The organism is Thalassococcus sp. BH17M4-6, from assembly GCF_049323015.1.
Classification (GTDB): domain Bacteria; phylum Pseudomonadota; class Alphaproteobacteria; order Rhodobacterales; family Rhodobacteraceae; genus Puniceibacterium.
Window position 1 is genome coordinate 158496 of the sequence record NZ_JBMPGU010000003.1, and the last position, 26336, is coordinate 184831.

A 26336-nucleotide genomic window follows, 5' to 3' on the forward strand; every position below is an offset into this window, starting at 1 on the left:
CGATCCCCCGGGGCAGCCCGCCCCGTTCGCCGGGGGTCCCACCGCGTTGCCGGATGGCGCGGAACCCGTCGTTTCCCGCGGCACGTCACTCACGCAGTTGCGCGCAGCCCCCGGACCTGCGCCTTGCCCTTGGCAAGGCGCGGCCGCTGCGGCATGAACGGCCCATGGCAAAGCTCTATTTTCACTATTCCACGATGAACGCCGGCAAATCGACCTTGCTGTTGCAGGCTGCGCATAATTACGAAGAACGCGGCATGACACCCTATCTGCTGACCGCGGCGGTCGATCAGCGCGCGGGCGAGGGGCGCATCGGGTCGCGCATCGGGTTGGGCCGCGCCGCCGACACCTTTGACACCGATACCGATCTTTTCGACCATTTCAGCCAGCGTCTGCGGCAGGGTCCCGTCGCCTGCGCCTTCGTCGACGAGGCGCAATTTCTGACCGCCGACCAGGTCTGGCAGCTGGCCCGGGTGGTCGACGATCTGGATGTGCCGGTGATGTGCTACGGTCTGCGGGTGGATTTCCGCGGCGCGCTGTTTCCGGGCTCTGCCACGCTGCTGGCGCTGGCCGACGACCTGCGCGAGGTGCGCACGATCTGTCATTGCGGGCGCAAGGCCACGATGGTGATCCGGCAGGATGCGTCGGGCACACCTGTGCAGGACGGCGAACAGGTGCAGATCGGCGGCAATGAAACCTATGTCTCGCTATGCCGCCGCCACTGGCGCGCCGCCATGGGCGCGCCCTGAGGACGATCAGGCGACGATCACCTTCGTGCCCACCGGCACCATGTCATAAAGTTCGCTGACGTGTTCGTTGGTCAGGCGGATACATCCGCTGGAAAACTTCATCCCGATGGTGTGCGGCAGGTGGGTGCCGTGGATGCGGTAGTACGTGTCGCGCCCGTTGACATACATATAAAGCGCGCGCGCGCCCAACGGGTTCTCGGGGTGCCCGCCCGGCAGACCGCTTGCGAAGGGGCCATACACCTCCGGCTCCATCTCGATCATGTTCCGGGTCGGGATCCAGCTGGGCCATTCGGCCTTGCGGGCGATCACGGCGGTGCCTTCGAAATTGCGGCCCACCGCCCCGAGGGCCACGCCATAGCGGCGCGCCTCGCCATCGCCGGTGATCAGGTACAGGAAATGATCCTGCTTGTTCACGTAGATCGTGCCGACCGGCAGGTTGGTCTTGATCTTCACATCCTGCGGGCGGAACTTGCGCGGCAAACGGACCTTGCTGCGCGGACTTGCGGCTTGGGCCGCGAAGGGGGCGGTACCAAGGAACGCGGCACCTGCCGCAATGAAATTGCGTCGTGTGTTCTGCATCTGCTCTGCCTCATCTCTGCCATCCCACGTTGAGCGCCCGGCGTTTGCCGTCGGGTCGTGTTGCGGAATGGCTTTGCTCGTGGCGGCAGCATAGCGCCAAGCGGCCTTTCACGCACTTCCCGTCCGCTCAACCGCCCTGATACGGGCTGGATGTTGCCAAATTGTTACGAAGGCAGCGGCGGCCTGCCGCCCGTCTCAGGCCCGTTCGAGCAGGACCGACCCCACCGAATAGCCGGCCCCAAAGGAACAGATGACCCCCTTGTCGCCGGGCGACAGATCGTCGGAATGCTTTGCAAAGGCGATGATCGACCCGGCAGAGGAGGTGTTTGCGTAATCCTGCAGGATGTTGGGCTGTTCACCGGGGTCCGGCACGCGGCCCAGCACCTTGCGTCCGATGAAGTCATTCATGCTCTTGTTCGCCTGGTGCAGCCACAGCCGCCGAAGGTCCGCCGCCGTCCAGCCCTGATCTTGCAGATGCGCGCCGATATGCGACGACACCAGCGGCAGCACCTCTTTGAAGACCTTGCGCCCGTTCTGCATGAACTGCATGTCGCGCCGGTCGGCCACGCCGTCGGGCCGGGTGCGGCGCAGAAAGCCGTTGTTGTTGCGGATGTTGTTGGAAAACTGCGTGGCGCAGCGCGTCGAATGGATGAGGAAATGCGCGCCTGTCGCATCCTCGGCCCGCTCGATCACCACCGCAGTGCAGACATCGCCAAAGATGAAATGGCAATCCCGGTCGCGCCATTCCAGATGGCCCGAGCAGATCTCGGGGTTGACCACCAGCGCGCAGCGCACCGATCCCGCGCGCACCATGTCCGCCGCCGCCTGAATGCCGAAGGTGGCCGATGAACAGGCGACGTTCATGTCGAAGGCAAAGCCGCCCGCGCCCAAGAGTTGCTGTATCTCGATGGCGATGGCCGGATAGGCGCGTTCGTGGTTCGATGCGGCGCAGATCACCAGATCGACCTCCTCTGCCGCGCGCCGCGCCGCCGCCAAGGCCTTGCCGCAGGCATCCAGCGCCATTTCCGCCATGATCCCCGGTTCGTCATCGCTGCGCTGGCGCAGTGCCGGATACATGCGGTCAGGGTCCAGCACGCCGGTCTTGTCCATCACGTAGCGCTGTTCGATGCCGGATGCCGACAGAATGAACTCCGCGCTTGACGGGCCCATCGGTTCCACCTCGCCGACGGCGATGGCCTCGGCATGCTCCGCATTGAACCGCGTGGCGTAGGCGTTGAAGGCCGCGACCAGTTCGTCATTGGTGATGACCTGCTGCGGCGTGAACACACCGCTTCCGGTGATGGCTGGCTGAAACATCGGCTCCTCCTCGCGTGGCCCCGACCACACCCCAGAGGTCGCACCGGGTCAAGCGCAACGTTGCGCCACCGAGAGCGATGCCCCGGCTTCATCTTGCCGATAAACTCAAAAATCGCGACGACAGTCGCAGGTGCAAGGCCGCCCCGTCAGTGCATACGCCCGCCCGGCGGTACGTCGAGATCCGGCGCCAGCAAGACGATGGCGCCGTCTTCGTCCGCGACGCCCAGCACCAGCACCTCGGACATGAACGGGCCGATCTGGCGGGGTGGGAAATTCACCACCGCCATCACCTGCCGCCCGATCAGGCTTTCGGGGGTGTAATGCACGGTCACCTGGGCACTGGTTTTCTTCTCGCCGATCTCGGGGCCGAAATCGATCCACATCTTGATCGCGGGCTTGCGTGCCTCGGGGAAGGGTTCGGCCCGGACCACCCGGCCCGCGCGGATGTCCACGGCCAGGAAATCGTCGAACGTGATCTCAGCCATCGGCCAGCGCCTTGGAGCGCGCCGCCGCCGCCCGCACCGTGGCGCGCATCAACGGCGGCAGGCCGTTCTCTTCATCCATCAGCACCTCGAGTCCCGCCTGCGTGGTGCCCCCCGGACTGGTCACGTTCTTGCGCAATTGCCCCGGATCCTCGCCCGCCATGGCAAGCGCGCCCGCGCCCGCCACGGTGGCCCGCGCCAGTTGCAGCGCGAGGTCGGGGGCCAAGCCTTCGGCCTCGCCCGCCGCGGCCAGGCATTCGATCATGTGAAAGACATAGGCCGGGCCCGACCCGCTGACCCCGGTGACCGCGTCCATCTGCGCCTCGTCATCAAGCCGCACAACCTCGCCCACGGCGGACAGCAGCAGTTCGGCCTGGTCCATCTGTTTCGCATCCGTGCGGGCGTTGCCGATGATCGCGGTGATGCCGCGCCCCACCGCAGCGGGCGTGTTGGGCATGGCGCGGATCACCGGCGTGTCACTGCCCAGCAGCCGTTCGTAGGTCGCAATCGGAATACCCGCCGCCACCGACACGAACAGCGTCGCACCGTTGCCAAGTGCCTGCAGGCCCGGCAGCGCATCGCCCATCATCTGCGGCTTGACCGCGATCAGGACCACCGCCGGATCGTCGGGAAGACCGTCGTTCAGATGCACACCGCTTGATTGCAGCCAGTCCGACGGTTGCGGGTCCAGAACCCAGACCGATGCGTTGGGCAGACCCCGGTTCAACCAGCCTTCGAGCATGGCCGACCCCATCTTGCCACAACCCAGAAGCACCAGCCCCCGGCGCGCGATGTCTGTGTCTTTCATTGGTCCCGCTCCCTTTTCCGGTGGCCGCACAGAGGAAAGGACCGGTCGCCCGGTCCCTTCCGACGCACGTCAGGGAGGAGGATTACGCGCGCCCGTACGCTTCTGCAATGGCGACCTGCAGCGCATCGCGGGGGGACTGGTCGCTGTAGATCATCAATTGGAAAGCGGGATAATACCGCTCGGCGCTGATCACCGCGGCGCTGATCAACGTGTCGATCTGTTCGGGGCTGGCGACGTTGCCGCCCGACAGGACAAGGCCGTAGCGATAAACCATGAGCTGCTGTTCCGCCCAGAAGGAAAACGCTCCGGCCCAGCACTGGTCGTTGACGGCGTTGAGCCCTTCGTAGAGCGCGGGAAGCCGGTCTTCGGGCGGCTCCATCTCGAAGGTGCAGATCATCCGCAGGGTTTCGTCGTAGCCCGACCAGGCCAGAGTGATGGAGTAGGTCCGCCACTGCCCCTCGACCGCCATGGCGATCTGGTCGTCGGCGATGCGGTCGAAATCCCAGTCATGGTGTTCGGCCAGATGTTCGACGATGTCGATGGGATGAATGTCGTCTTCCAGAAACTGCTCGGACAGGGCCATGGCGCCACCTCTGTTGTTGTGTAGCGACCGGGCCTGGCAGTGTCCCAATCGCTAGGTGCCTGCTCAAGGGTCAGGGGCTGATCCCGCGACCCTTACCAAATATGGTGCCTGCGCCAAGGTGGGTCTGTAAAGCTATATTTGGCCGATCTACTCAATAAGTTGTGGATGACTGCCAACTGACGCCTAAATGCCCTTCCCGACCGGTGTTCGGGTGGGCGTTTCGCGGTCTCTTGCAAACTGTCGCTCCTGTAGCGTGAGATCGGATCTTGCAGAGCCTCGCAGACCCAGCGCAGCGGCTCTCGACGGGCGCACCACCCGGCGACGCTGGAAATAGATGCATTCCGCCCTCATCTTTTCGGGGATGTTTCCGAACACCCCTTGACAGCGGCGGGGTCAGACACATTCTTCTGGGTTTAAGGCCTGCGACATCGCTTCGGGCGGTGGCTAGGCCGTGCAAGTGTAAACCTACGACTTGCGTACCGGGGATGGTGTGACACGCGATACAAAAATCAGGGGCGTCGTCGGGATCGGCGCGTCTGCGGGCGGGCTTGAGGCGCTGAACGAAATGGTCGCAGCAATCCCCGAGCGCAGCGGGCTTGCCTTCGTGATCGTGCAGCACCTGTCGCCCGATCATCCGTCGATCATGGACGAACTGCTTGCCTCTCACACGGCGTTGCCGGTCCGCAAGATCAAGGACGGGATGCAGATCGCCCCCGACTGCATCTTCGTCATTCCCGCCGGTCCGTCGCTGGAAATCGCCGACGACCGCTTTCGCCTTGTCCCCCGCGACACGCGCAAGGGCGTGCGCACCCCCATCGACAACTTTCTGACCTCGCTGTCGCAAGCCTATGGCGAAACGGCGAGTTGCGTGATCCTGTCGGGCACCGGCACCGACGGAACACTGGGCCTGAAGGCGATCAAGACCGGCGGTGGCATCGCGCTGGTGCAGGAATCCGCCTCGGCACGGTTTCCCGGCATGCCCGACAGCGCTGCGGCCACAGGCGTGGTCGATGCCCGGCTGCCCCCCGGCGATGTGCCCGCCAACCTGATCTCCTTGCTCAACCACCGTGACGACTTACGCAACGGGCACCGCGAGGACCGCGCCTTTGCCTCGATCGAGTCGCGGCTTGGCGACGTGCTCGACCTGCTCAACACCCAGGACGGCCAGGACTTTTCGAGCTACAAGCCCGGCACGCTGGTGCGCCGGATCGAACGGCGGATGATGCTGCAGCTTCAGCCCGACATCGACGGCTACCTGTCGCGGCTGCGGCGCGAACCCGATGAACGCACGCGCCTGTTGCAGGATTTCCTGATCGGCGTCACACGCTTTTTCCGCGATCCTGACTCCTTTGCGGCGCTCACCGATGAGGTCATCGCACCGCTGCTGGCCCGCGATCAGGACAGTTTCCGCATCTGGGTGCCCGGATGCGCAACCGGAGAGGAAGCCTATTCCATCGGCATCCTGTTTTCCGAGGCGCTGCGCAAAGCCGACGACCGGCGCGAATTGCAGATTTTCGGCACCGATATCGACCTCAACAGCCTGCGGCACGCGCGGTCGGCCATGTATTCGGATGCCACGCTTGAAAAGATGCCCGAAGAGTTGATCGAACGGTATTTCACAGCGCACCAGGGACATTACCAGATCAGCACGCGGCTGCGCGAAAAGGTGGCCTTTGCGCCGCACAATCTGCTGCGCGACCCGCCGTTTTCGCGGATCGACTTCATCTCCTGCCGCAACCTGCTGATCTATCTCAATGCTGACGGACAAAACGCGGTGATGCCACGGTTCCATTACGCGCTGCGCCGCTCCGGGTTTCTGTTTCTCGGACCGTCGGAGTCGGTCGATGGTCGGGGCAACTTTTTCACACCCGTGTCGCGGGATCACCGGATCTACCGGCGCAACGATGCCGTCACGGTCGGGTTTTCGGCGCTGACCGGGCGCCGCCCGCCGCAAAGCCTGATGCCGCAAAGGCATATCGACACCACCGACACATCGCAGTTCGAGGCCCCTCCGATCATGCCGGACTACGAGAGCCAGATCGACCAGTTCTTTCTCACGCGACATTCGCCGCCCTATTTTGTGGTCAATTCCGCCGACGAGGTCAGCTATCTTTCGGGAACGCTCGGGCCCTACATACGTCCGGCCAAGGGTGTGCTGTCGGCCCGGCTCGAGGATCTGCTGTCGCTCGAGATCCGGTCGGTGGTCCGGCCGCTTCTGGCGCAGGTCCGCGACGACGGGGGATCGGCCGCCGACGTCGTGTCCTTGACGCTTGAAGGCGCGGCGCCCACCGTGCGGGTTACCGCCGAAGCGCTGCCGTTTTCCCAGGGCGACACGATGATCGTGATCCAGCCTGTCGAGCGCGCAGACGTCGATGCGGGCCGCGGCGCGTCCGCAACCTCAGATACCGTTCAGGCGGCAGAGGACGAGCTTGCCAAGGTCCGCCGACGGCTCAACGTGTCCGAAGCCGGGCACGCGGTCGCCGAGCAGGAATTGCGCAGCGCCAACGAAGAGCTGCTGTCGATGAACGAGGAACTGCAAAGCTCGAACGAAGAGCTCGAGACGTCTCGCGAAGAGCTGCAGTCCATCAACGAAGAGCTCGAAACCATCAATGCGGAGCTGACCGAGAACAACACCCAACTCAACGAGGTGAATTCCGACCTTAAGAACGTGCTCGACAGCACCGATATCGCCAAGCTGATCCTGGCGCCGGGCCTGATCGTGCGGCGGTTCACGCGCACCGCGCAAACCATCCTGCATATCGACGACCGCGATATCGGGCGCCGGGTCACCGACCTGAAATGGCAGCTCGACTATCCCGAACTGGTCGAGGACGTGGCCCGCGTCGAAGAGACGTTGCAGGTCGTCGACCGGGAGATTCCCAAACCCGCCACCGGTGAATGCTTTCAGGTGCGCGTGCGGCCCTATCGCCGCATCGACGACCGGCTTGACGGCTGCATCATCACCTTTTTCGACATCACCCGGCGCAAGCAGGCCGAACTGGACCTGCGCGAAAGCCAGGAGCGGCTGACCGCGGCGCTCGAGGCTGGCAAGCTTGGCGTGCATGTCTTTTATCCCCAGAGCGGCAAGATCGTCTGGGACGACCGGATGCGCGAAATCTGGAGCGTGGCCGAGGGGCGCGAGGTCGATTACGACCTCTTCATGGACCGGCTGCACCCGGACGACCGTGCAGCCACGCAGGCGGCCGTCGATGCCGCCCTGGACCCCGACGGCGACGGGAAATACGTCGCCGAATACCGCGTCATGCAACCAGACGGATCGCCGCTTTGGGTCCGCGCCGACGGCACGGTCACCATCGAGGATGGCAAGGCCGTGCGGCTGGTCGGCACGGTCAAGGACATCACCGAACGGCACCGGGCCGAACAGCGGATGCAGGAATATGCCGCGCGGCTGGAATTGACCTACGAGGTCACCGGTATCGCCGCCTGGGAATGGCAGGTCAGCGGCGACGAATCGCGCTGGACGCCGAACATGTTCGATCTTCTGGGCGCGCCGCTCGACGCGAAACCGTCGCTTGCCACCTTTGCAAGCTACGTCGTGCCCGAGGATCGCGACCGGGTGCTTCAGGAACTCGACAGCGCGATGGAAAGCGGCAAGCTTTTCGACAGCCAGTTCCGGATCCGCCGTGGTGATGGCGATGGTGATGGCGACGAGCGGGTGTTCGTCGGCAAGGGGCGCATCATCTACAACCGCAGCGGTGAGCCCACGTCGATGATCGGCATCAACTACGATGTGACATCCGACGTTGAGAAGGAAGAGCGCCGCACCCTGCTGACCAGCGAGCTTAATCACCGTGTGAAGAATTCGCTTGCCACGATTCAGGCGATCGCCTCGCAGACCGTGCGCCACGCCCCCGACATGGACAGTTTCAAGCAAAGCTTCATGGGCCGTCTTCGGGCGATTTCGCGCGCGCATGACCTTCTGGTCAATCTCGAAAGCCGCGACGGCACCGTGGCCGAACTGGTCGCGTCGCAGGTCGGCCCTTACGCGTCCCAGGCGGACCGCCAGTTGCAGGTCACCGGCCCGCGCATCCAGGTCGGGCCCAGCGTGGCGCACGGGCTGGGCCTTGTGCTGCACGAATTGGCCACCAACGCGTCGAAATACGGCGCGCTCTCTGTCGAAGGCGGCCGGGTCGAGATCGACTGGACAGAGCGGCAGATCGACGGTGAACCCGGCCTGCGCCTGGATTGGCGCGAAATCGGTGGGCCGCCGGTCGACCCGCCCGATCAGACCGGCTTTGGCACAGTTCTGATCGCCGACTCGCTGTCGCACAGTCTTGGCGGCAGGTCGCGGATCGATTATGCGCGCGATGGTCTCGTGGCCGAGATCGAATGCAAGCTCCGTGGAGGCGAGGATTGATGGGAAAATCCGTTCTGGTACTGGAAGACGAAGCCATCGTTGCGATGGACCTTGCCGCCGAGCTTGAGGATGCGGGCTGGCGCGTGATTGGCCCCGCCGGATCGATTGCCGAAGCCGACCGGCTGATTGAGGTCGAGATGCCCGACACCGCGGTGCTTGACGTCAACCTGTCGGGTGCGCAATCCTTCGATCTGGCCGCACGTCTGCGCGCGCGCGGATGCCCCGTGCTGTTCCTGACCGGCTATGCCGAAGGCAGCCTTCCCGATCACCTGTCGGATACGCCCATCGTCTCGAAGCCGGTCGATCCGTCCCTGCTGACACGGCAACTGGCCAGTCTGTCCGCCCCGACCTGAGGCCACCGCCGGCGGCCGCCATTCGGCCGGCCGGTCTGCGCCCGCATCGCTTGCAAAGCGGTCACACCCCTGTAACCTGCCGTCACTAGGGAGAGGCAGCAGCCCCCTGGCTGCGTCGGAAAGGCACGGCCTACCGTGCAATGGAGGATTCATGAAAAAATCAATCATCACCACGCTTTTGGCCACCGGGACGGTCCTGTCGCCGTTGGCGGCACAGGCGCAGACCGAGATTCAGTTCTGGCACGCCTTCACCGGTCGGCTGGGCGAGCTTGTCGCCGCGCAGGTCGAGGAATTCAACGCCAGCCAAGACGCCTACACCGTCGTCCAGAGCCACAAGGGCAACTATTCCGAAACGCTGAACGCCGGGATCGCCGCGTTCCGCGCGGGCGAACAGCCGCATATCCTGATGGTCTTCGAAGTGGGCACCGCCACGATGATGGCCGCCGAGGGCGCCACCCGCCCGGTTTACGAGGTCATGGAGCAAAGCGGCGCGACCTTCGACCCCGACGCCTATATCGGCGCGGTCAAAGGCTACTACACCACCACCGACGGTCAGATGCTATCGCTGCCCTTCAACTCCTCCACCCCGGTGCTTTGGGTGAACCGCGACGCGTTCGAGGCGGCGGGTGTCGACCCCGACACGGATCTTTCGACCTGGCAGAAGGTCGGCGAAACGCTCGACGCGCTCAAGGCAGGCGGCGAGGATTGCCCGCTCGTGACCGCGTGGCAAAGCTGGATCCACCTTGAAAACCTGTCGGCCTATCACGACGTGCCGTTCGCCAGCCAGGAAAACGGCTTTGCCGGTCTGGATACCGAGCTGATGCTGAACGGCGAAACGCAGGTCGCGCATCTGGAGGCGATGGGCGAATGGGCCAAGGACGGCAAGTTCATCTACACCGGTCGCCGCAACGAAGGCGGGGCGAATTTCCGGTCGGGTGAATGCGCGCTCTTCACCGAAAGCTCGGCCGGCTATGCGGGCATCAAGGCCGAGGCAGAGTTCGATTTCGACGTGCGCCCCCTGCCCTATTGGGAAGGTGTCGACAACGCGCCGCAGAACACCATCATCGGCGGCGCGTCGCTTTGGGTGCTCGAAGGGCACGAGGCCGAGGAATACAAGGGCGTCGGTGAATTCCTGGCCTACCTGTCGTCCACGGATGTGCAGGCGCAGTGGCACCAGGACACCGGCTATCTGCCGATCACCGCCGCCGCTGGCGAAGCCACCCGCGAATCCGGCTTCTACGAGGAAAATCCCGGCACCGATATCGCGGTGATCCAGATGACCACGAATGAACCCACGGCCAATTCCAAGGGCATCCGCCTGGGGTCCTTCGACCAGATCCGCGGCATCATCGACGAAGAGCTCGAGGCGATCTGGGCGGGCGACAAGACCGCGCAGGAAGCCATGGACAGCGCCAAGGAGCGTGGCGACGCGCTGCTGCGCCGGTTTGAAAGCGCCAACCGCTAAGCCTGACCACAGCGCGCGCCCCGGGGGCCCGGGGCGCGCGTCATCCATTTCAGATCAGGGGATTGCTTCGATGCTTGCCGTATCCGTCGCTCTGTACAGCCTCGTCGGGATCGCGCTGATCTCCATGGGGTATCGCTACATCACAACGATCCCGCCGATCGACTACCATGCCGACATCCTTTCGGGCGTGTCGGTCACCGATGAGACGGTGCTGATCCTGGGCGCGCTTTACAAGGTCATGGGCGGGGCGTTCGCCGCCCTGGGCGCGGGCATGCTGGTGATCGCCGTCTTCGGCGTCCGCGCCGATCTGCTCTGGGCCAAGCTGGCGCTGCTGTTGATGTCGGGTGTCGTGGGCTATTTCGCGACCATGGTGCCGCGGCTCGTTGAGGCGGAAACGGATGTCCGCACCCCCTGGCGCATCGCCGCCGGGCTGACGGCGGTGAGCGCGCTGGCCTTCGTGCTGGCCTTCTTCTGACAGGGAGTACGGCGGCGCATGGAAAAACGTGTGAAATTCAAGGGCTGGATGCTGCCGCTGCTGCTGATCGCGCCGCAAGTGGTGATTTCGGCGGTGTTCTTCTTCTACCCGGCGGGCCAGGCGATCTGGCAATCGCTCTTCATCCCCGACCCGTTCGGCCTGTCGTCACAGTTCGTGGGCCTGGGGAATTTCGAATTCCTGCTGAGCGATCCGTTCTACCGCGCGTCCTTCGTGACGACGGCGGTGTTCTCGATCCTCGTCACGCTTTGCTCGATGATCCCGGCGCTGTTCCTCGCCGTCGTTGCGGACAGGCTGATCAAGGGATCGGGCGTCTACCGAACGCTGCTGATCTGGCCCTATGCGGTGGCCCCGGCGGTGGCGGGCGTGCTGTGGCTTTTCATGTTCAACACCCGGGTCGGCGTGATCTCGTGGTATCTGGGCACGCTGGGCTATGACTGGAACCACGTTCTGAATGGCAACGAGGCGATGGGCCTTGTCGTCGTCGCCTCGGCCTGGGGGCGGATCAGCTACAACTTCCTGTTTTTCTTTGCCGCGCTGCAGGCCGTGCCCCGGTCGGTGATCGAAGCGGCGGCCATCGACGGCGCGCATTTCTGGCGGCGGTTCTTCACCATCGTGCTGCCGCTGCTGTCGCCCACGACGTTCTTTCTGCTGGTGGTGAACGTGGTCTATGCGTTCTTTGAAACCTTCGGCGTCATCCACACCATCACCGGCGGCGGGCCGCAGCAGGCGACCACGATCCTGGTCTACAAGGTCTTTTCCGACGGCTTTGTCGGGCAGGATCTGGGGTCAAGCTCGGCGCAGTCGGTGATCCTGCTGATCGTCGTCGGGTTGCTGACGGTGGTGCAGTTCAAGTTCATCGAAAAGCGGGTGCACTACTGATGGCGCGCGACACGCATGGCATGGTCGAAAAGCGCGGCGCGGGGCTGTGGCTGACCCATGTGTTCATGATCCTGGGCGTGCTGGTGATCTTTTTCCCGATCTGGCTGGCCTTTGTCGCATCGACCGTCACCCAGTCCGAAATCATCCGCCCGCCGATGCCGGTCTGGCCGGGGGATCAGTTCTTCATCAACTACCGCAACGCGCTTTTTTCCGGTGTGAACGTGCCTGTGGCAACGATGCTGTTCAACAGCCTTGTGATGGCCGTGGGCATCGCCGTGGGCAAGATTGCCATATCGCTGCTCTCGGCCTTTGCCATCGTCTATTTCAAATTCCCCGGTCGCGGCCTCTTCTTCTGGATGATCTTCCTGACGCTGATGCTGCCGGTCGAGGTGCGGATCGTGCCCACGTTCGAGGTTGTGGCGGGATTCGGCATGCTCAACAGCTATTCCGGGCTGATCTTTCCGCTGATCGCAAGCGCCACGGCGACCTTTCTGTTCCGGCAGTTCTTCCTCACCATCCCGGACGAGTTGGCCGAGGCCGCGCGGGTGGATGGTGCCCGCCCGATGCGGTTCTTCTGGGATATCGTCGTCCCGATGAGCCGCACGAACATCGCCGCGCTGTTCGTGATCCTCTTTATCTACGGCTGGAACCAGTACCTCTGGCCGCTGCTGATCACCACCGATCCCGAGATGAATACCATCGTCATGGGCATCAAGCAGATGTTCCCGTCGGGCGACGACTTTGCCCACTGGCCGACGATCATGGCCACCTCGATCCTGGCGATGATCCCGCCGGTGATCGTGGTGGTGGGCATGCAGCGGCTTTTCATCCGCGGCCTTGTAGACAGTGAGAAATAAAAGATGGCGACAGTCACGCTTCAGGGCGTCAAGAAGAGCTTTGGCAGGACCGACGTGATCCACGGCATCGACGTGGACATTGCGGATGGCGAATTCATCGTCATTGTCGGCCCGTCGGGCTGTGGCAAGTCCACGCTGCTGCGCATGGTCGCGGGGCTGGAAACCGTGACCGACGGCAAGGTGCTGATCGGCGGCCAGGTGGTCAACGACAAGGAGCCGATGGACCGCGACATCGCCATGGTCTTCCAGAACTACGCGCTTTATCCGCATATGTCGGTGCGTCAGAACATGGGCTATGGGCTGAAGATCGCGAAACTGCCCAAGGACCGGATCAACGCCAAGGTCGAAGAGGCAGCAAAGCTCTTGCAGCTGGAGCCGCTGCTGGACCGCAAGCCGCGCGAGCTTTCGGGCGGCCAGCGCCAGCGCGTCGCCATGGGGCGGGCCATCGTGCGCGAACCGGCGGTGTTTCTGTTCGACGAACCGCTGTCCAATCTCGACGCCAAGCTGCGCGTACAGATGCGGCTGGAGATTCGCGAGTTGCAGGCCAAGCTGGGCATCACCTCGCTTTACGTGACCCACGACCAGGTCGAGGCGATGACAATGGCCGACCGGATGATCGTGATGAACGCCGGGATCGCCGAACAGGTCGGCACCCCGCTCGAGGTTTACGAGACACCGCGCACGCTCTTCGCCGCGCAGTTCATCGGCAGCCCGTCGATGAATGTGGTGGACGCCAAGGTGAAAGGCGGCAAGGTGCTGATCCGGGGCACGCCGGTTGCCGATGGTGCGGGCCCGGACGGGCCGGTCAGGTTCGGCGTGCGGCCCGAACACCTGGTCCCCGATGACGATGGCCCGCTGGCGCTGAACGTGCAGATGTCCGAACCGCTGGGCGCCAACACCTTGCTGCATGGCCGCCTGCCCGACCATCCCGACAGCTTTACCGTCAGCCTGCCGGGGGTGCACACGGTGCTCAGGACAGGCGCGCCGCTGCGGTTTTCGGTGCAGGACGGCCAGTCGCATGTGTTCGACCCGCAAACCGGTGTGCGCCGGATCTGACGCCTTCGGCGCCTATGACGTGACAGGCTCCGGCGCCTTTGACGCGATGAAAAGGCGCGCGGCGGTGTCGGCGCCCTTATCGACCCGCAACCGTGGATCGGTACGCAGCGCCACGATATCCCGGGCAAAACCCGCCTGATCATTTTCGAGGATCTGCGCGTCCAGATGTTCCAGCGTGTCGATCAACTGCCGCCGCGCGGCGTTTGCATAGGGGTTGTTGCGCTGGATCTCCCACGGGATATGCGGCGCGCCCGACACAAGCCGGGCAAAGATCGCCGCCGTGCAGCGATAAGGCGGCGTGGTCGCCGTATCGGGCGGCGGCCCCATCGCCTGAAGCGCCTGACCGAACGCCAGCGCGGTGATATGCGTCAGCCCCTGAACCGCGCCCATGATCCGGTCGTGCTGATCAAAGGACATGTCATCGACATCGCATCCATAGTCGCGGATGTGGTCGAACGCTTGCGCGATCCTGGCATCCGGACGGTAGACCGTGGCAAGTACCCGTCCCCCGGGCAGGCCCCGCTGCGGGCGGAAAAGCGGGTTCACCCCCGCAGCGCCTAGCCCCGGCAGACGCTCGGCCAGCCTTTCGGCAAAAAGGCTTTTGGTCGACAGCGTGTCGATCACCGCGCATCCCGTTTTCAGATGCGCGCCCCAACGGTCCAGCACCGCCAGCGCCACGTCCACCGGAACCGCGAGAACCAGCAGATCAGCGCCGGTGATGGCTGCGGCCGCCGCATCGCCCGGGTTCAGAACATCCACCGGCAGGACCGGCATGGGGAACCCGTCGGCCACCGGCCCCGGGTCCAGCGCCACGCGGTCCCGGGTTTCGGGCAGAATCTCTGCCAGCCAGGTGGCGACGCAGCCCGCGCCGACAAAGACGGTCTTCATCCTCTCACCCCACCCGCGCCGGACCGGTCTCGGGCGCGATGGCGCTGCCCAACGCCTCGACCGAGGTGCGCGCCTTGACCAGCGTTTCGGCATATTCCTCGTCGATGTCCGACAGGGCGATGATCGCCCCGCCGACCCCGAAGGTCGCCACGCCCTTGTCCAGCACGATGGACCGGATGACGATGTTGAGGTCCGCCGCCCCGCAAAGCGACAGATACCCCAGGCTTCCGGAATAGACGCCGCGCGCGCCGTCCTCGAGGCTGTCGATGATCTCCATCGTGCGCAGCTTGGGCGCGCCGGTCATCGACCCGCCGGGAAAGGTGGCGCGCAGCGCGTCAACCGCCGTCTGTTCGGCGCGCAGCTGCCCCCGGATGGTCGAAACAAGCTGATGCACATGCGAATAGGATTCGACCTCGAAAAGTTTTGAGACATGCACGCTGCCCACCTGGCAACACCGGCTCAGGTCATTGCGCAGCAGATCGACGATCATCAGGTTTTCGGCCTTGTCCTTGGCGTTGCTGCGCAGGTCGTCGATCATCGCCTGGTTTTCCAACGGGTCGGGTTTCACCGGGCGGGTGCCTTTGATGGGTTTGGATTCCGCCATGCCGTCGGCGGTGACCGACAGGAACCGTTCCGGCGACGCGCACAGGATCTGAAGATCGCCGAAGCGCATGAAGGCGCCGAAAGGCACCGGGCTTACGCTGCGCAACCGCCGGTAGACCGCGATGCCCGGCAGCTGGCAGGACGCCATCGCCATGTTGGTCAGGCACACCTCGTAGGATTCGCCCTCGTGAATCTTGTCGAGGCATTTGGAGATCCGGCTGTAATACCCTTCGCGGTCGTGACGGAAGGAAATGGCCCCCACCGCCCCCGGCGTCGCGCGCGCCAACATCGCCAGCCCCGATCCGCTGGCCGCCGTCAGCACGTTTTCGATCGTGTCCAGCCAGTCCGTCGCCTGCTGCCGATCCTGCGCGGTTTCGCTGAGCACCAGCAGCCAGTAGTCGCCGGTGATGTGGTCGAACCCGATCAGCCGATCGACAAAATAAAGCTGTGCATCCGGGACGGACGCCGGATGGCACGGTCGCGCGCCGGTCAGGGCCTTAAGCTCATACCCGAAATAGCCCGCGTAGCCCAGGTTGAACTGGAATGGCACGCCGTCCGGCACCGGCAGACGGCGCTGCGCCAGACGTTCCCTGAGGTAGGTAAAGAGGTCGACGCCCAGCGTCGTGTCCTGCTGCCCGCCCGCGCGCCGGGTCAGGGTGCGGCTGTGCACGCAATAGCTCAGGTGTTCGAAAAGCGGGCCGTTCTGATCGGCGATGAAGGAAAACCGGTGCTCGGCCGTCGGGCCGCCGTTATCGAGCCAGAGCGCGGTGTCGCTTTCCGAATAGAGCAGATCGAACAGCTCTTGCGGCTGGCAATCGGCGCGGACCCGGCGGGTCAGGATCTTGGGCGCGGCGGCGTGTGTGTCTGCCTGCCACGCGGCGGCCAGCGTCACGAAATTGCGGATGATCTCGGCCCCGAAGTCGCTGCAGATGGATTCGGGGTGGAACTGCACGCCCCAATGCGGGCGGTCGTTGGCGGCCACCGCCATGATGATCCCATCCTCGGCATGGGCGATCGCGCGGAAGTTAGGCGGCAGGTCCGTCACCGCCAGCGAATGATAGCGCACGGTGCGGAAGGGCGAGACGATGCCCTGCAGGATGCTGTCGCCGTCGTGATGCACCTCTGCGACGATGCCGTGGCAGGGCGTCGGCGCATGGCTCACCCGGGCGCCGCTTTCGTGACAGATGCCCTGATGGCCAAGGCAGATGCCGAGCACCGGAAGATCGCGGCGACGGGTGATGTCGCGGCAGATGCCGAAATCGCCGTCGTTCTTGGGATGGCCGGGACCGGGCGACAGGATGATCGCGTCAAAAGCGTCATAGTCCAGCGGATCGGGATGGTCGTTCTTGACCACAAGCGGTTCGACCCCGGTTGTCTTTGCGATGAGATCAAAGACGTTCCAGGTAAAGGAATCGTAGTTATCAACCAGCAGCAGTTTCATTTTGGGGGTCGCCTCCGGACTGCGAAAGACCGGCGATGTACCGATCCTCCAATCGGCATGCCTCGCCGATGATAAGGTCGTAGATGTTGATCAGCAGATCGGCCGAGATGTCGTTCTGCGCCGCATAGGTTCGCAGCTTTTGCTGAATCTCGTCGATCCGCCCGTGTTGCATGACGGCAATCTGGTGCGTGTGCTTGAGCTTTGAAATCGTGGCGATGATCGCCAACCGGTCGCGCAACGTGTCGAGCAGCACCGCGTCGCAGCGATCCAGCGCCACGCGGTGTGGCCCGAGGATTTCGGCGATCCGGCTGTCGCTGGGCGCGGTCATGGCGCAATGGCCCGGTCGGTGCGGGCGGCAAAGCTCCAGCGGGGCAGACCGTAGGCGTCGCGGTTGCAGCGGACCGCCTCGAACAGCCCCGCGCCGGTCAGCACCCCGTCGACCGAGTCGGCCTGTTCTTCGCCGTGTTCGACAAAATACCAGCCGCCGGGTTTGAGGGTCGAGGCCGCGACGACGGTCGCTGCACGCATGGCATCGAGCCCGTCCTCACCGCTATAGATCGCCTCGCGCGGCTGATATCTTGCGAATTCGGGGCGGATGATCTTGGCCAGCGGAACGTAGGGCGGGTTCGCCATCACCAGATCGCAGCTTTGCACAAGATCCGCATACCAGCCGTCGTCGAAGATATCGGCCTGAACAAGGTCGATGGGCGGGTCGCCCGCCAGCGCGCGGCGGCGGCGGTTGGTTTCGGCATAGACCAGCGCGTCGTCGCTCAGTTCAACCGCCGTGACGGCGGCATCGGGACGGTGGTGCGCCACGATCAGCGCAAGCGCCCCCACCCCGCTGAACAGATCCAGCACCCGCGGCGCCGCGACCGGGCGGATGCTGTCCAGCGCGCGCCGCACGTAATCCTCCGACTCCCGTCGCGGCACGAAGGCCCCAGGCCCTGCGGCGAACTCCAGCCCCAGAACGCGGGCGCTGCCCGTGAGGTAGCCCAGCGGCACCCGGCGCGCCCGTTGGTCCAGCAACGATGCCAGGCAGCGGTCGAAAACTTCAGGCGGGGCATCGGCGAATGCCGTGTCGGCATAGTCGAGGATCGCGGCGGCATCGGCCACCGGATCGGTCACACCGGCGTCGGTCAACAGGCGCACCGCTTTTGCCATCGCCGCGGTTTCGGAAAGGTGCGGAGCCAGGTCCGCCGCATATGCCAAGGCCGTCATTGTGCAGGTCCCTCAAAGTCATACCGGGGTTTGTCGGCGGTCAGAAAGGTCGGCGCGGCCATCGTCACGCCCAGTTCGGCGGCGCGTTGGGTCAGCCGGTCGCCCAGCTGCGCGAGGTCTGCCGGGCCGTCGGCGTGCATCGCCTCTGCCACGATCAGGACGTCGTCCGATGCGGCACCGACCGTGGAGGTGGCCGCCTGGCGGTAGACCCAGCGCCGCGCGTGCGCGCGGTTCTGCGCATCGACAAAGACAACCTCATCCTCTGCCGGGGTCTCGACGTCGCCTTGAAAGGTCTCGTAGGTCTCATTCCCGGTGGCGGGGCGGACGCAAAGCCCGTCGGCCACCCGCGCCAGATCGTAGACCGCGACGGGGATCGCTGCCCGCATCGATTCGGCGTTGAGCGAATCAACCACAGGGTGAAACCGCGGCAACTGCCCATCCTTGCGAAAGCGGCGCAGCAGCGCCTCTGCCGCACAGCGGTACTGCGTGGGCTTGAGTCCCATCTTCGAATAGGCCTGCCGCCACGCCTGGATCGCGGGCAATTGCCCTTCGGGCGAGGCGTCCAGCATGTCTGAAACCTCTGCCAGGATGGGCGCGAACGCCACTTTGCCATCCTGCGCCGAAGCGACGCCGCGGGCGGTCGTGACCATGACGCTCAGTTCGGGAAAGCGATCCCAAAGACTGTCTGCGTGATAGAAATACATGTCTCGAACGGGCTCGCTTACGTGGCGTTCAGCGCTGTCTTGCATCGGTTACCTTGCACTCATACAGTGAGTGAAATCCAAGTCAAACCCTTTAAGGTTGAGCGATACATGAAGCCCGAGCCACTTTGCCCCTGCACTTTTGAATTGATTCGATTATTTTTTATTCCCGTTAAGGGTGAGCGGACATTTCGGGAACTCGCGTCCCGCGCCAAGCCCCCCGAATCGCCCAGGCGCTGCGGATCGCAAAGCCTGAACTCACCTCATCCCGCCGCCGCAAGGGAACTGGCGCTCCAATAGCCATCTTTTGCCAGCCACAGCCCTTCGGAGCCGTCCGTACGCGGGTGGCTCGATCCCTTGAAATGGAACGAAAATGCGAAGCGTAACGACACTACCGCAGCTTCTGTGCATCGGCGCAGGCCCCGGCAATCTGGGCCTTGCCGCCTTGGCCCGGTCCCTGACGCCGGGACAGATCGACATCGGCATCATCGAGCGGCGGCATGACCTGACCTGGCACCAGGATCAGATTCTGCCGGGCACCACGCTGCAAAACAGCTGGTACCGCGATCTGGTGATGTCGGCCGATCCCACCAGCCATTTCACCTTTGCCAACTTTCTGCATCGACAGGGTCGTTTTCAACGCTTTCTCAGCAGCGGCATCACCGCCCCGTCGCGGGCCGAAATCAGCCAGTATTTCCAATGGGTCGGGGCCGAGCTTGGCGTGGTCGAAACCGGGACGCAGTGCACTTCGCTCCGCTATGACGCGGCGAGCGACCGCTTCGAGGTCGGGCTGAAAACCGGCCCGCTGGCCACCACCCGCACCGCCAGCCATATCTCGGTCGGCACGGGCACCACGATCAACCTCTTTCGCGATCGGAACTTTGCCGAGACCGACAGCATCGTCTACGCCGACGCGCTGGCCCGGTCGCGCCGCTGCCGCACTGCCGGGCGCATCCTGGTGGTGGGCGGCGGCCAGTCGGGCGCGGAATCCTTCCTTCACGCCATCACCGCGGCCTGGGATGGCGACACCCCGCGCGAAGTGGTGTGGATCACCCGCGACAGCTGTTTCCGGGGGCTGGACACAGGCCATTTCGCACGTGATTTCTTTGCCGCAGGCTTTCCGCAGCAGTTCTTCAATCTGTCCTGGGCCGAGCGTCAGCGCCTCAACGCGGAAAATGTCACAGCGGGCCGCGGGATTTCGCCCGGCACCCTTTCCCGGATCTGCGAAACGCTTTACAACGGCCAGCTTTCGTCCGGTCCGCAGGTGCAGACACGCCTGCGCCCCTTCACCGAAATGCTGGAGCTTGAGCTGCGCAACGATCAACCCGTTGCCACCCTGCGCCGCGGCACCGAGGCCGCGCCCGAGGTCGAGGCCTTCGACCTTGTCATCCTGTGTCTGGGCCATCGCCAGGGCGCGGGCGCCTTTGCGCAGGACATGCTGGACCTGGACGACATGGCCCTGAACCCCGACTATTCCGTCGCCTGCGAAACGGTGCCACCCGGGCGCGTCTTCCTGCAATCGGACGCGACCGGGTCGCACGGGTTGAGCGACACGAACTTTGTCGCCGCGCCGCATCGCAACGCCATCATTCTCAACAGCCTTCTGGATCATCCGCATTTCGACACCCAGCAGGACGATCTTTTTGCCGAATTCTCCCCCGCCGTTCCCCCGGCCCCGGCGCGAGGTGCGGCATGCCTGTCGAAGTTTGGCTGATTTTCGTCCTCTCCAGCCTCGGGATCCTGCTTGTGCCGGGCCCGACGATGCTGCTGGTCGTGGGCTATACGGTGATGTACGGGCGCACCTCGGCCTGGGTGACGGTGCCGGCGGTGACGCTGGCCGGGGGGCTGGCGCTGTCGCTGTCGATGCTAGGCCTCGACGCGATCAAGCAGATGTCGCCGGTGATCTTCTGGCTGCTGAAGATGGCCGGAGCGGGGTATCTGCTCTTTCTTGCGGCGAACCTCTGGTTTGCTGCGGGGGTGGAGGCCGGGCAGGAAAAGGTGGTGACGCAGGATGCCAGGCGCCGGATTTTCCTCAACGTCTTCACGGTGACCGCGCTCAACCCCAAGGGGCTGGTTTTCTTCATCGCCTTCATCCCACAGTTCATGGCGCGCAGCACCGAAGGACCGGTGCTGTGGATGACGATCGAGGTCACGTACATGAGCCTCGTCGCGCTGGTGTTTCTGGGTTATGCGCTGCTGGCGGCCAAGGCCGCGAGCCTGTTCAAGCGGCAGGCCGAAAGCGCCCTCATCCCCCGCTGCGCAGCGGTGATGCTGGCCACCGCCGCGGTCGCGACGGCCTGGATCTGAGGCCACTCTGAAGCGCGATGCAGGCAGATAGGTCGCACGCGACGGTGCTGTAACGGACCTTGTGCCACCGTGAGAAAAGCCGCGCCATTGCGGTCGCGCGCGGCTGCGATCCGACCTATGAGCTTAGGCGCTTTATGCCTGCCAAGTTCGCACACCACCCCGGCTATGCGCCAAGCTCAGCCAAATCGCAGACGCGTTGGGGCGCGACTGCGATGGCGCGGTGGCCTTCGGCCTCGATTCCGCGCCGGGTGCTTGGCTCGTACGTCGGCGCAATGCCGTTTCAAGCCAACCGCATCTCGCCATAGCTAGGGCAAAATGCGGCAGGGCATGGCGGGCGGCATCGCCCCGCCACGCATCGTTTCAACCAGAGCTCATCCCGCCCTACAGCACCCCCGGCAGCCAAAGTGCGATCTGCGGAAAGGCGATGAGCAGGCCCGCCATCAGCAGCATCATCGCCACGTAAGGCAGCGCGCCCAGCATCACGTCGCTCATGTTGCCGCTCTTGCGGGCGCCCTGCACGACGTACAGGTTCAGACCCACCGGCGGGGTGATCAGCGCCATTTCGATGAGCACGATCATCAGGATGCCGAACCAGATCGTGTCGAACCCCTGCGCCGCCACCAGCGGCACGATGATCGGGATCGTCACCACCATCAGCGACAGCGTTTCGATGAAGAACCCCAGCACGATATAGATCAGCACAACCACCAGGATCGTGCCCATCGCATCCAGCCCCATCCCTTCGAGGAAGCTGCGCAGCTGGTTGCCAAGCCCGGCCGAGGACAGGGTGAAGTTCAGGAACGCCGCCCCGATAACCACGAGCATGATCATCGAAGTAATCTTGACCGTGCCGGTCAGGCTGTCGCGCAACATGGGCAGATTCACCCCGCCCACGAACAGCGCGATCACAAAGGCCCCCGCCACGCCCACGGCGGCCGCTTCGGTCGGGGTGGCCCAGCCCTTGTAGATCGTGCCGATGATCACCGCGAACAGCAGGATGATCGGAACGAGATCGACAAGCCCGCGCAGCCGCTCGCCCATGCTGAATGATCGTGTTTCGCCGCCCAGGCGTGGCTTCCACAGGCACAACAGCGCGGTGATCACGACGAAGGACAGCGCCAGCAACAGCCCCGGCACCAGTCCGGCCAGGAACAGCCGCGGGATCGAGGTCTGCGTGAGGAACCCGTAGACGATGAGGTTGATCGACGGCGGGATCATGATGCCGAGCGTGCCGCCTGCGGCGATGGCGCCCGAAAAGAGCTTGGGATCATAGCCCAGCCGTTCGGCCTGCGGCATCGCCACGGTCGCGACGGTGGCCGAGGTGGCGACCGATGACCCCGAAGTGGCGGAAAACATCGTCGCTGTGGCGATATTGGCGTGGATCAGCCCGCCGGGGAGCCAGGAAATCCACTTGTCGAGCGCGGCATAGGTGCGCGTCGCCACGCCCGACCGCACGAGGATTTCGCCCAGCATCACGAACAGCGGAATCGCGATCAGGGTCGCCGAATTGGACGACGACCAGACGATATTGCCCATCCCGCGCAACAGCGGAAACGGGGTGAAAAACTGGTCGATGCCGATGCCCAGCAGGAAAAGCACGATCCCCACCGGAATCGACAGCGTGAGCAGGCCCAGCAGCCCGACAGAGACATAGGTGATCATTCCAGCAGCTCCGTTTCGGGGAAGGCGCCGATGGCGGCCTCGCTTTCGTCAAGGCGGCCGGTCACGACCAGCACACAGGCGGCAAAGAGGGTGATCCAGGAGGTCAGTGCGAACCAGATCCAACCGGCAAGCCAGGGGATCTGCACCCAAGCCAGCGGCGTTTCGAGGTTGGTGTTCGCGGTCGACCCGTTGGCCAGCGAATTGGCCAGCACCGGCCAGCACTGCCAGGCGATGAGCGTGATGACCGCCGACAGGATCAGCATCGAAAAGAGGTCCATCAGCGCGCGGCCCATCGCGGGCAGGCGCGTGCGCAGAAAGTCGATGCGCACATGCGCCAGTTCCATCAGCGCATAGGCCATGCCCCAGGACGTGGCCACCGCCATGACATAACCCGAGATTTCATCGGTGCCGCCAAAGCTGTCGCCCAGCTGCCGCAGCACGATATCGGCCAGGATGAAGACGGCGCAAGCCACAAGCAAAACCCCCACCAGAAGGGCGACGCCAAGGTTGAGGCGTCGCATGGTCTTGAGGATGGTATCGGGTGTCGTCATGGGCCTGCCCCTTTCGCCGGGTCGCTTAGTTGGTTGCCACGGTAACACCGACAACCTGACCGACGCTGTCGTTCCAGCGCTGCGCCCAGTCCGCCCCGGCGCGTTCGGCCCAGCCCGGCAGAACCTCGGATTTGAGGATTTCCGCCGCTTTGGCGAAATCGTCCTCTGACACCTCGACCAGGGTCATGTCGCGGACATCGCCCGCGCATTCGCCCGAACCCTGTCCGGTCAGACAGGCGATGTCGTTCTCAAGCGCGGTCTGTGCGGTGGCCCAGGCCGGATCCTCGAATTCGGTCTTGAGCTGTGACTGGATGGTTTCCTGCGTCGCGGCATCCAGGCTGTTCCACTTGTCCATGTTCATCGCGGTCACGACCGGATCCCAGCCGCCCAGCGGGATCGGCATCAGGTGGGTCGACACCTCCCACCAGCCCGCGCTGTAGCCCGACCCGGCCCCGGTGACGGCGCAGTCCACGACGCCCTTTTGCAGCGCGCCCGGCACTTCGGAAAAGGCGACGTTGATGCCTTCTGCGCCCAGCGCCTCGAGCAGTTTGGCGGTCATCCGACCCGAGGCGCGAACCTTCTTGCCCTCCAGATCGGCCAGGCTGCCGACCTCGGCGTTGCAAAAGACGACCTGCGGCGGATAGGGCGCGATGGCCAGTACCTTGGAATTGAAGGTGTCGGCATAGATGTCCTCGACCATGGGGCGGGCCGCTTCGATCATTTCACGGGCCGACGCCGCGTCGGTGGCGACCAGCGGCACGTCCAGCCCTTCAAGCTCTGGCGCGTCGGCCACGGCATAATCGGCGACGGTCATGCCAACGTCATAGACCCCCTGCCCCAGCAGCCGGTAGACGTCGGCGACGCCCAGGCCCATCTGGTCGTGTGTGGTCATCGTGACCGTGATGTCCGAATTCGCAGGCAGCGTTTCGGTCCAGAACGGCGTTTCATACTGCTGGTTGAGTGGCAGGCTCGACCAGCTTCCGACCACGTTCAGCTCCTGCGCGGCGGCAGGAAGGGCGGTCAGCGCGGTGGTGGCGGCAAGGGCTATGGCGACGGTTTTCATTATGGATTCTCCCGTGTTGATGATTTTTGTGATGGGTTCAGTTCGGGCGCAGGACGGGCACTTCGGCGTCCTCCGGCACGTCGGTGATCAGCATGTGGCCGGGCTTGTGCGTGATGCAGATATCAAGCCCGGCGTTTTCCAGCGCCACCTGCGGCGTGACCCCGCACGCCCAGAACATCGGCACCTGACCCGCGCCCACCGGCGCCGGATCGCCCCAGTCGGGGGTGGCCACGTCGGCGATGCCGATCCCGGCCGGGTCGCCCGCGTGCACCGGCGCGCCATGGGCCAGCGGATAGCGGGCCGCAATCTCGTGCGCGTGCTCCACCTGCGCGGCCGCGACCGCGCGCATAGACACGACCATCTGGCCGCCGAATGGACCCGCCGGAACGGTCTGGATGTCCGAGCGGTACATCGGCACCGTGGTGTCGTTGTCGATATGCCAAAGCGGGATGCCCGCCTCGGTCAGGGCCGCCTCGAAGGTGAAGGAACAGCCCAGCGCGAAAGCGACAAAATCGTCCTGCCACAGATCGGTGATGTCGGTCTCGGACCGGTCCAGCCGACCGTTGCGGTAGATGTTGTAGGCGGGCACGTCGCTGCGGATATCGATCTGCCGCCCCAGGGTCGTCATCATCGGAACGCCGGTGTCTGTGACCCCGACAAGCGGGCAGGGCTTGGGATTGCGCTGGCAAAAGCGCATGAAGTCCAGAGCCGCCGCTTCGCGCATGATGGCGATGTTGGCCTGCAGCTTTCCGGCGGCCAGCCCCGCCGTATGCGACCGATAGCGCCCGGCGCGGATCGCCGCGCGGACATCCGCAACGCTGGCCTTCTGCAAATCTCGATAGCTTTCCGACATGATGCACCCGTTTGCTTCTGCCAGACCATCACCCGGGGTGAGGCATCAGCGCAAATCGTATGAATCACTCGATATGCATCAGGTTTTTCTATAACGCGGCTGTTTCGGCCACCTCCTGCGCGATACGGGCGGCCTTTTCGGCCAATGGATCCGGCGGCTCTCCGATCCAGCTTGCGGTGAAGAGCAGCGGCTTGGGCCGCCAGCCGGGATCGAATTCGACGATGCGGCCCTGCGCCAGCGCCGTCCGCGACATGGCGCGCGGCAGGGCGGCGACGCCGATGCCGGATTCCACCAGCCGAAAGATCGCCGAGAGAGAGGACGAGGTGAAGATCCGCGCAGAGGGGCCCACCGCCTCGATCAGCCGCTGGCGCAGTTCGCGATAGGGACGGGTCTGCCGCACATATGTGACCACCGGCAGGGACAGAAGCGCATCTGGCGCGATCCGCGCGGCATGTTCGGACGATACGTACCAGGCCAGTTCGAAAGCCGGCAGATCCAGGTTCTCGACCGTCGGTTCCGACACGGGCCCCAGCAGAAAGGCCAGATCGATTTCCCGGGTCAGCAGACCGTCGCGCAGGTTCGGCGAGATATCGACGTTGATGTCCACCGTGATCGCGGGCAGTTCGCGGTGCAGCCGCAGGATGAAATCCGGCAGCCAGGTCTGTGTGACCGTTTCCGACGCCCCGATGCGCAAAAGCCCGCGGTGGGCGGCGGCATCGACCATGTCCCGCTCCACCAGGCTCGCCAGCAGTTCGAACCGTTCGGCATGGCCCGCCAGCAGTTCCGCCTCGCGCGTGGGCAACAGCCCTTTCGGCGTCCGTTCGAAAAGGGTCCGGCCCAGCGCCGCCTCGAGGTTCTTGATGCGTGCGGTGACCGCGGGCTGCGACAGGTTCAGAACCGTGGCGGCGCGGTTGACCCCGCCATGGCGGAGCACGGCCAGAAAGGTCCCAAGCTGGTCGAGGTTGAGCGATTTCATGCGCCACGTTAGCAATCCGGTCCGGCCCATGGCCAGAGCGAAACGGAAAGCGGGCACTGGTCCCGATTTCGCCC

General features: G+C 64.5%; 25 protein-coding genes. 10 read left to right on the forward strand and 15 right to left on the reverse strand.

Features of this window, described 5'->3' with window-relative positions; genetic code table 11:
* Positions 1 to 164 precede the first annotated feature (164 nt).
* Entirely contained in the window at positions 165 to 746 is a 582-nt protein-coding gene (locus ACOXXX_RS05625; RefSeq protein WP_422825574.1) for a thymidine kinase, read from the forward strand.
* A gap of 6 nt (positions 747 to 752) precedes the next feature.
* Here the strand turns inward: ACOXXX_RS05625 and ACOXXX_RS05630 are convergent, their stop codons facing one another.
* From ACOXXX_RS05630 to ACOXXX_RS05650, 5 genes are all read right to left on the reverse strand, one after another.
* Positions 753 to 1325 carry a L,D-transpeptidase gene (locus tag ACOXXX_RS05630; RefSeq protein WP_422825575.1) on the reverse strand — a complete coding sequence of 191 codons (573 nt, stop codon included), beginning with the start codon at positions 1323 to 1325 and terminating at the stop codon, positions 753 to 755.
* A gap of 195 nt (positions 1326 to 1520) precedes the next feature.
* A complete protein-coding gene (locus ACOXXX_RS05635) occupies positions 1521 to 2642 on the reverse strand; it encodes a beta-ketoacyl-ACP synthase III (RefSeq protein WP_422825576.1) in 1122 nt (373 codons plus the stop codon).
* A 146-nt stretch (positions 2643 to 2788) separates the two neighbouring features.
* Positions 2789 to 3127: a tRNA-binding protein gene (locus ACOXXX_RS05640; protein ID WP_422825577.1), complete on the reverse strand. Its 339-nt coding sequence runs from the start codon at positions 3125 to 3127 to the stop codon at positions 2789 to 2791.
* Entirely contained in the window at positions 3120 to 3932 is an 813-nt protein-coding gene (gene proC, locus ACOXXX_RS05645; RefSeq protein ID WP_422825578.1) for a pyrroline-5-carboxylate reductase, read from the reverse strand. Before proC ends, ACOXXX_RS05640 begins: the two co-directional genes overlap by 8 nt.
* An 82-nt stretch (positions 3933 to 4014) precedes the next feature.
* Positions 4015 to 4515: a YbjN domain-containing protein gene (locus ACOXXX_RS05650; RefSeq protein ID WP_422825579.1), complete on the reverse strand. Its 501-nt coding sequence runs from the start codon at positions 4513 to 4515 to the stop codon at positions 4015 to 4017.
* Between the two features lie 490 nt (positions 4516 to 5005).
* Here ACOXXX_RS05650 and ACOXXX_RS05655 point away from each other — a divergent pair, with 490 nt between their 5' ends.
* From ACOXXX_RS05655 to ugpC, 7 genes are all read left to right on the forward strand, one after another.
* The gene (locus tag ACOXXX_RS05655) at positions 5006 to 8893 is read left to right on the forward strand and encodes a CheR family methyltransferase (protein WP_422825580.1); all 3888 of its coding nucleotides are present in this window, start codon (positions 5006 to 5008) and stop codon (positions 8891 to 8893) included.
* Complete coding sequence (locus ACOXXX_RS05660; RefSeq protein ID WP_422825581.1) at positions 8893 to 9246, forward strand: response regulator; 354 nt, start codon at positions 8893 to 8895, stop codon at positions 9244 to 9246. Before ACOXXX_RS05655 ends, ACOXXX_RS05660 begins: the two co-directional genes overlap by 1 nt.
* A 151-nt stretch (positions 9247 to 9397) precedes the next feature.
* Complete coding sequence (ugpB, locus tag ACOXXX_RS05665) at positions 9398 to 10711, forward strand: sn-glycerol-3-phosphate ABC transporter substrate-binding protein UgpB (protein ID WP_422825582.1); 1314 nt, start codon at positions 9398 to 9400, stop codon at positions 10709 to 10711.
* Positions 10712 to 10781: 70 nt separating this feature from the next.
* Entirely contained in the window at positions 10782 to 11186 is a 405-nt protein-coding gene (locus tag ACOXXX_RS05670; protein ID WP_422825583.1) for a hypothetical protein, read from the forward strand.
* An 18-nt stretch (positions 11187 to 11204) separates the two neighbouring features.
* The gene (gene ugpA, locus ACOXXX_RS05675; protein ID WP_422825584.1) at positions 11205 to 12086 is read left to right on the forward strand and encodes a sn-glycerol-3-phosphate ABC transporter permease UgpA; all 882 of its coding nucleotides are present in this window, start codon (positions 11205 to 11207) and stop codon (positions 12084 to 12086) included.
* 20 nt (positions 12087 to 12106) lie between these two features.
* Positions 12107 to 12943 carry a sn-glycerol-3-phosphate ABC transporter permease UgpE gene (gene ugpE, locus ACOXXX_RS05680; protein WP_422825825.1) on the forward strand — a complete coding sequence of 279 codons (837 nt, stop codon included), beginning with the start codon at positions 12107 to 12109 and terminating at the stop codon, positions 12941 to 12943.
* A gap of 3 nt (positions 12944 to 12946) precedes the next feature.
* Entirely contained in the window at positions 12947 to 13999 is a 1053-nt protein-coding gene (gene ugpC, locus ACOXXX_RS05685; RefSeq protein WP_422825585.1) for a sn-glycerol-3-phosphate ABC transporter ATP-binding protein UgpC, read from the forward strand.
* A 12-nt stretch (positions 14000 to 14011) separates the two neighbouring features.
* On the opposite strand, the gene ACOXXX_RS05690 is transcribed toward ugpC, so the two are convergent.
* The 5 genes from ACOXXX_RS05690 to ACOXXX_RS05710 are packed head-to-tail and all read right to left on the reverse strand — an operon-like array spanning position 14012 to position 18898.
* Positions 14012 to 14887 (reverse strand): prephenate dehydrogenase/arogenate dehydrogenase family protein, encoded by an 876-nt coding sequence (locus tag ACOXXX_RS05690; protein WP_422825586.1) that lies wholly within the window; start codon positions 14885 to 14887, stop codon positions 14012 to 14014.
* A gap of 4 nt (positions 14888 to 14891) precedes the next feature.
* Positions 14892 to 16931, reverse strand: coding sequence for an aminodeoxychorismate synthase component I (gene pabB / locus ACOXXX_RS05695; protein ID WP_422825587.1), 2040 nt, complete (start codon positions 16929 to 16931; stop codon positions 14892 to 14894).
* The gene (locus ACOXXX_RS05700; RefSeq protein ID WP_422825588.1) at positions 16912 to 17259 is read right to left on the reverse strand and encodes a chorismate mutase; all 348 of its coding nucleotides are present in this window, start codon (positions 17257 to 17259) and stop codon (positions 16912 to 16914) included. The genes pabB and ACOXXX_RS05700 overlap by 20 nt, the downstream gene beginning before the upstream one ends.
* Positions 17256 to 18149: a N5-glutamine methyltransferase family protein gene (locus ACOXXX_RS05705; protein ID WP_422825589.1), complete on the reverse strand. Its 894-nt coding sequence runs from the start codon at positions 18147 to 18149 to the stop codon at positions 17256 to 17258. The genes ACOXXX_RS05700 and ACOXXX_RS05705 overlap by 4 nt, the downstream gene beginning before the upstream one ends.
* Entirely contained in the window at positions 18146 to 18898 is a 753-nt protein-coding gene (locus tag ACOXXX_RS05710) for a B3/4 domain-containing protein (RefSeq protein ID WP_422825590.1), read from the reverse strand. Before ACOXXX_RS05710 ends, ACOXXX_RS05705 begins: the two co-directional genes overlap by 4 nt.
* Positions 18899 to 19223: 325 nt before the next feature.
* Here ACOXXX_RS05710 and ACOXXX_RS05715 point away from each other — a divergent pair, with 325 nt between their 5' ends.
* Positions 19224 to 20564 carry a SidA/IucD/PvdA family monooxygenase gene (locus ACOXXX_RS05715; RefSeq protein ID WP_422825591.1) on the forward strand — a complete coding sequence of 447 codons (1341 nt, stop codon included), beginning with the start codon at positions 19224 to 19226 and terminating at the stop codon, positions 20562 to 20564.
* Positions 20543 to 21157: a LysE family translocator gene (locus tag ACOXXX_RS05720; RefSeq protein ID WP_422825592.1), complete on the forward strand. Its 615-nt coding sequence runs from the start codon at positions 20543 to 20545 to the stop codon at positions 21155 to 21157. The genes ACOXXX_RS05715 and ACOXXX_RS05720 overlap by 22 nt, the downstream gene beginning before the upstream one ends.
* 381 nt (positions 21158 to 21538) lie before the next feature.
* Here ACOXXX_RS05720 and ACOXXX_RS05725 read toward each other — a convergent pair whose 3' ends face one another.
* The 5 genes from ACOXXX_RS05725 to ACOXXX_RS05745 all read right to left on the reverse strand — a co-directional run bounded on the left by ACOXXX_RS05725 (position 21539) and on the right by ACOXXX_RS05745 (position 26262).
* Positions 21539 to 22819, reverse strand: coding sequence for a TRAP transporter large permease (locus ACOXXX_RS05725; RefSeq protein WP_422825593.1), 1281 nt, complete (start codon positions 22817 to 22819; stop codon positions 21539 to 21541).
* Positions 22816 to 23370, reverse strand: coding sequence for a TRAP transporter small permease subunit (locus ACOXXX_RS05730; RefSeq protein WP_422825594.1), 555 nt, complete (start codon positions 23368 to 23370; stop codon positions 22816 to 22818). The genes ACOXXX_RS05725 and ACOXXX_RS05730 overlap by 4 nt, the downstream gene beginning before the upstream one ends.
* 25 nt (positions 23371 to 23395) lie before the next feature.
* Positions 23396 to 24433, reverse strand: coding sequence for a TRAP transporter substrate-binding protein (locus tag ACOXXX_RS05735; protein ID WP_422825595.1), 1038 nt, complete (start codon positions 24431 to 24433; stop codon positions 23396 to 23398).
* 37 nt (positions 24434 to 24470) lie between these two features.
* Positions 24471 to 25286 carry a putative hydro-lyase gene (locus tag ACOXXX_RS05740; protein WP_422825596.1) on the reverse strand — a complete coding sequence of 272 codons (816 nt, stop codon included), beginning with the start codon at positions 25284 to 25286 and terminating at the stop codon, positions 24471 to 24473.
* An 88-nt stretch (positions 25287 to 25374) separates the two neighbouring features.
* The gene (locus ACOXXX_RS05745; RefSeq protein WP_422825597.1) at positions 25375 to 26262 is read right to left on the reverse strand and encodes a LysR family transcriptional regulator; all 888 of its coding nucleotides are present in this window, start codon (positions 26260 to 26262) and stop codon (positions 25375 to 25377) included.
* Between the last annotated feature and the right edge of the window lie 74 nt (positions 26263 to 26336).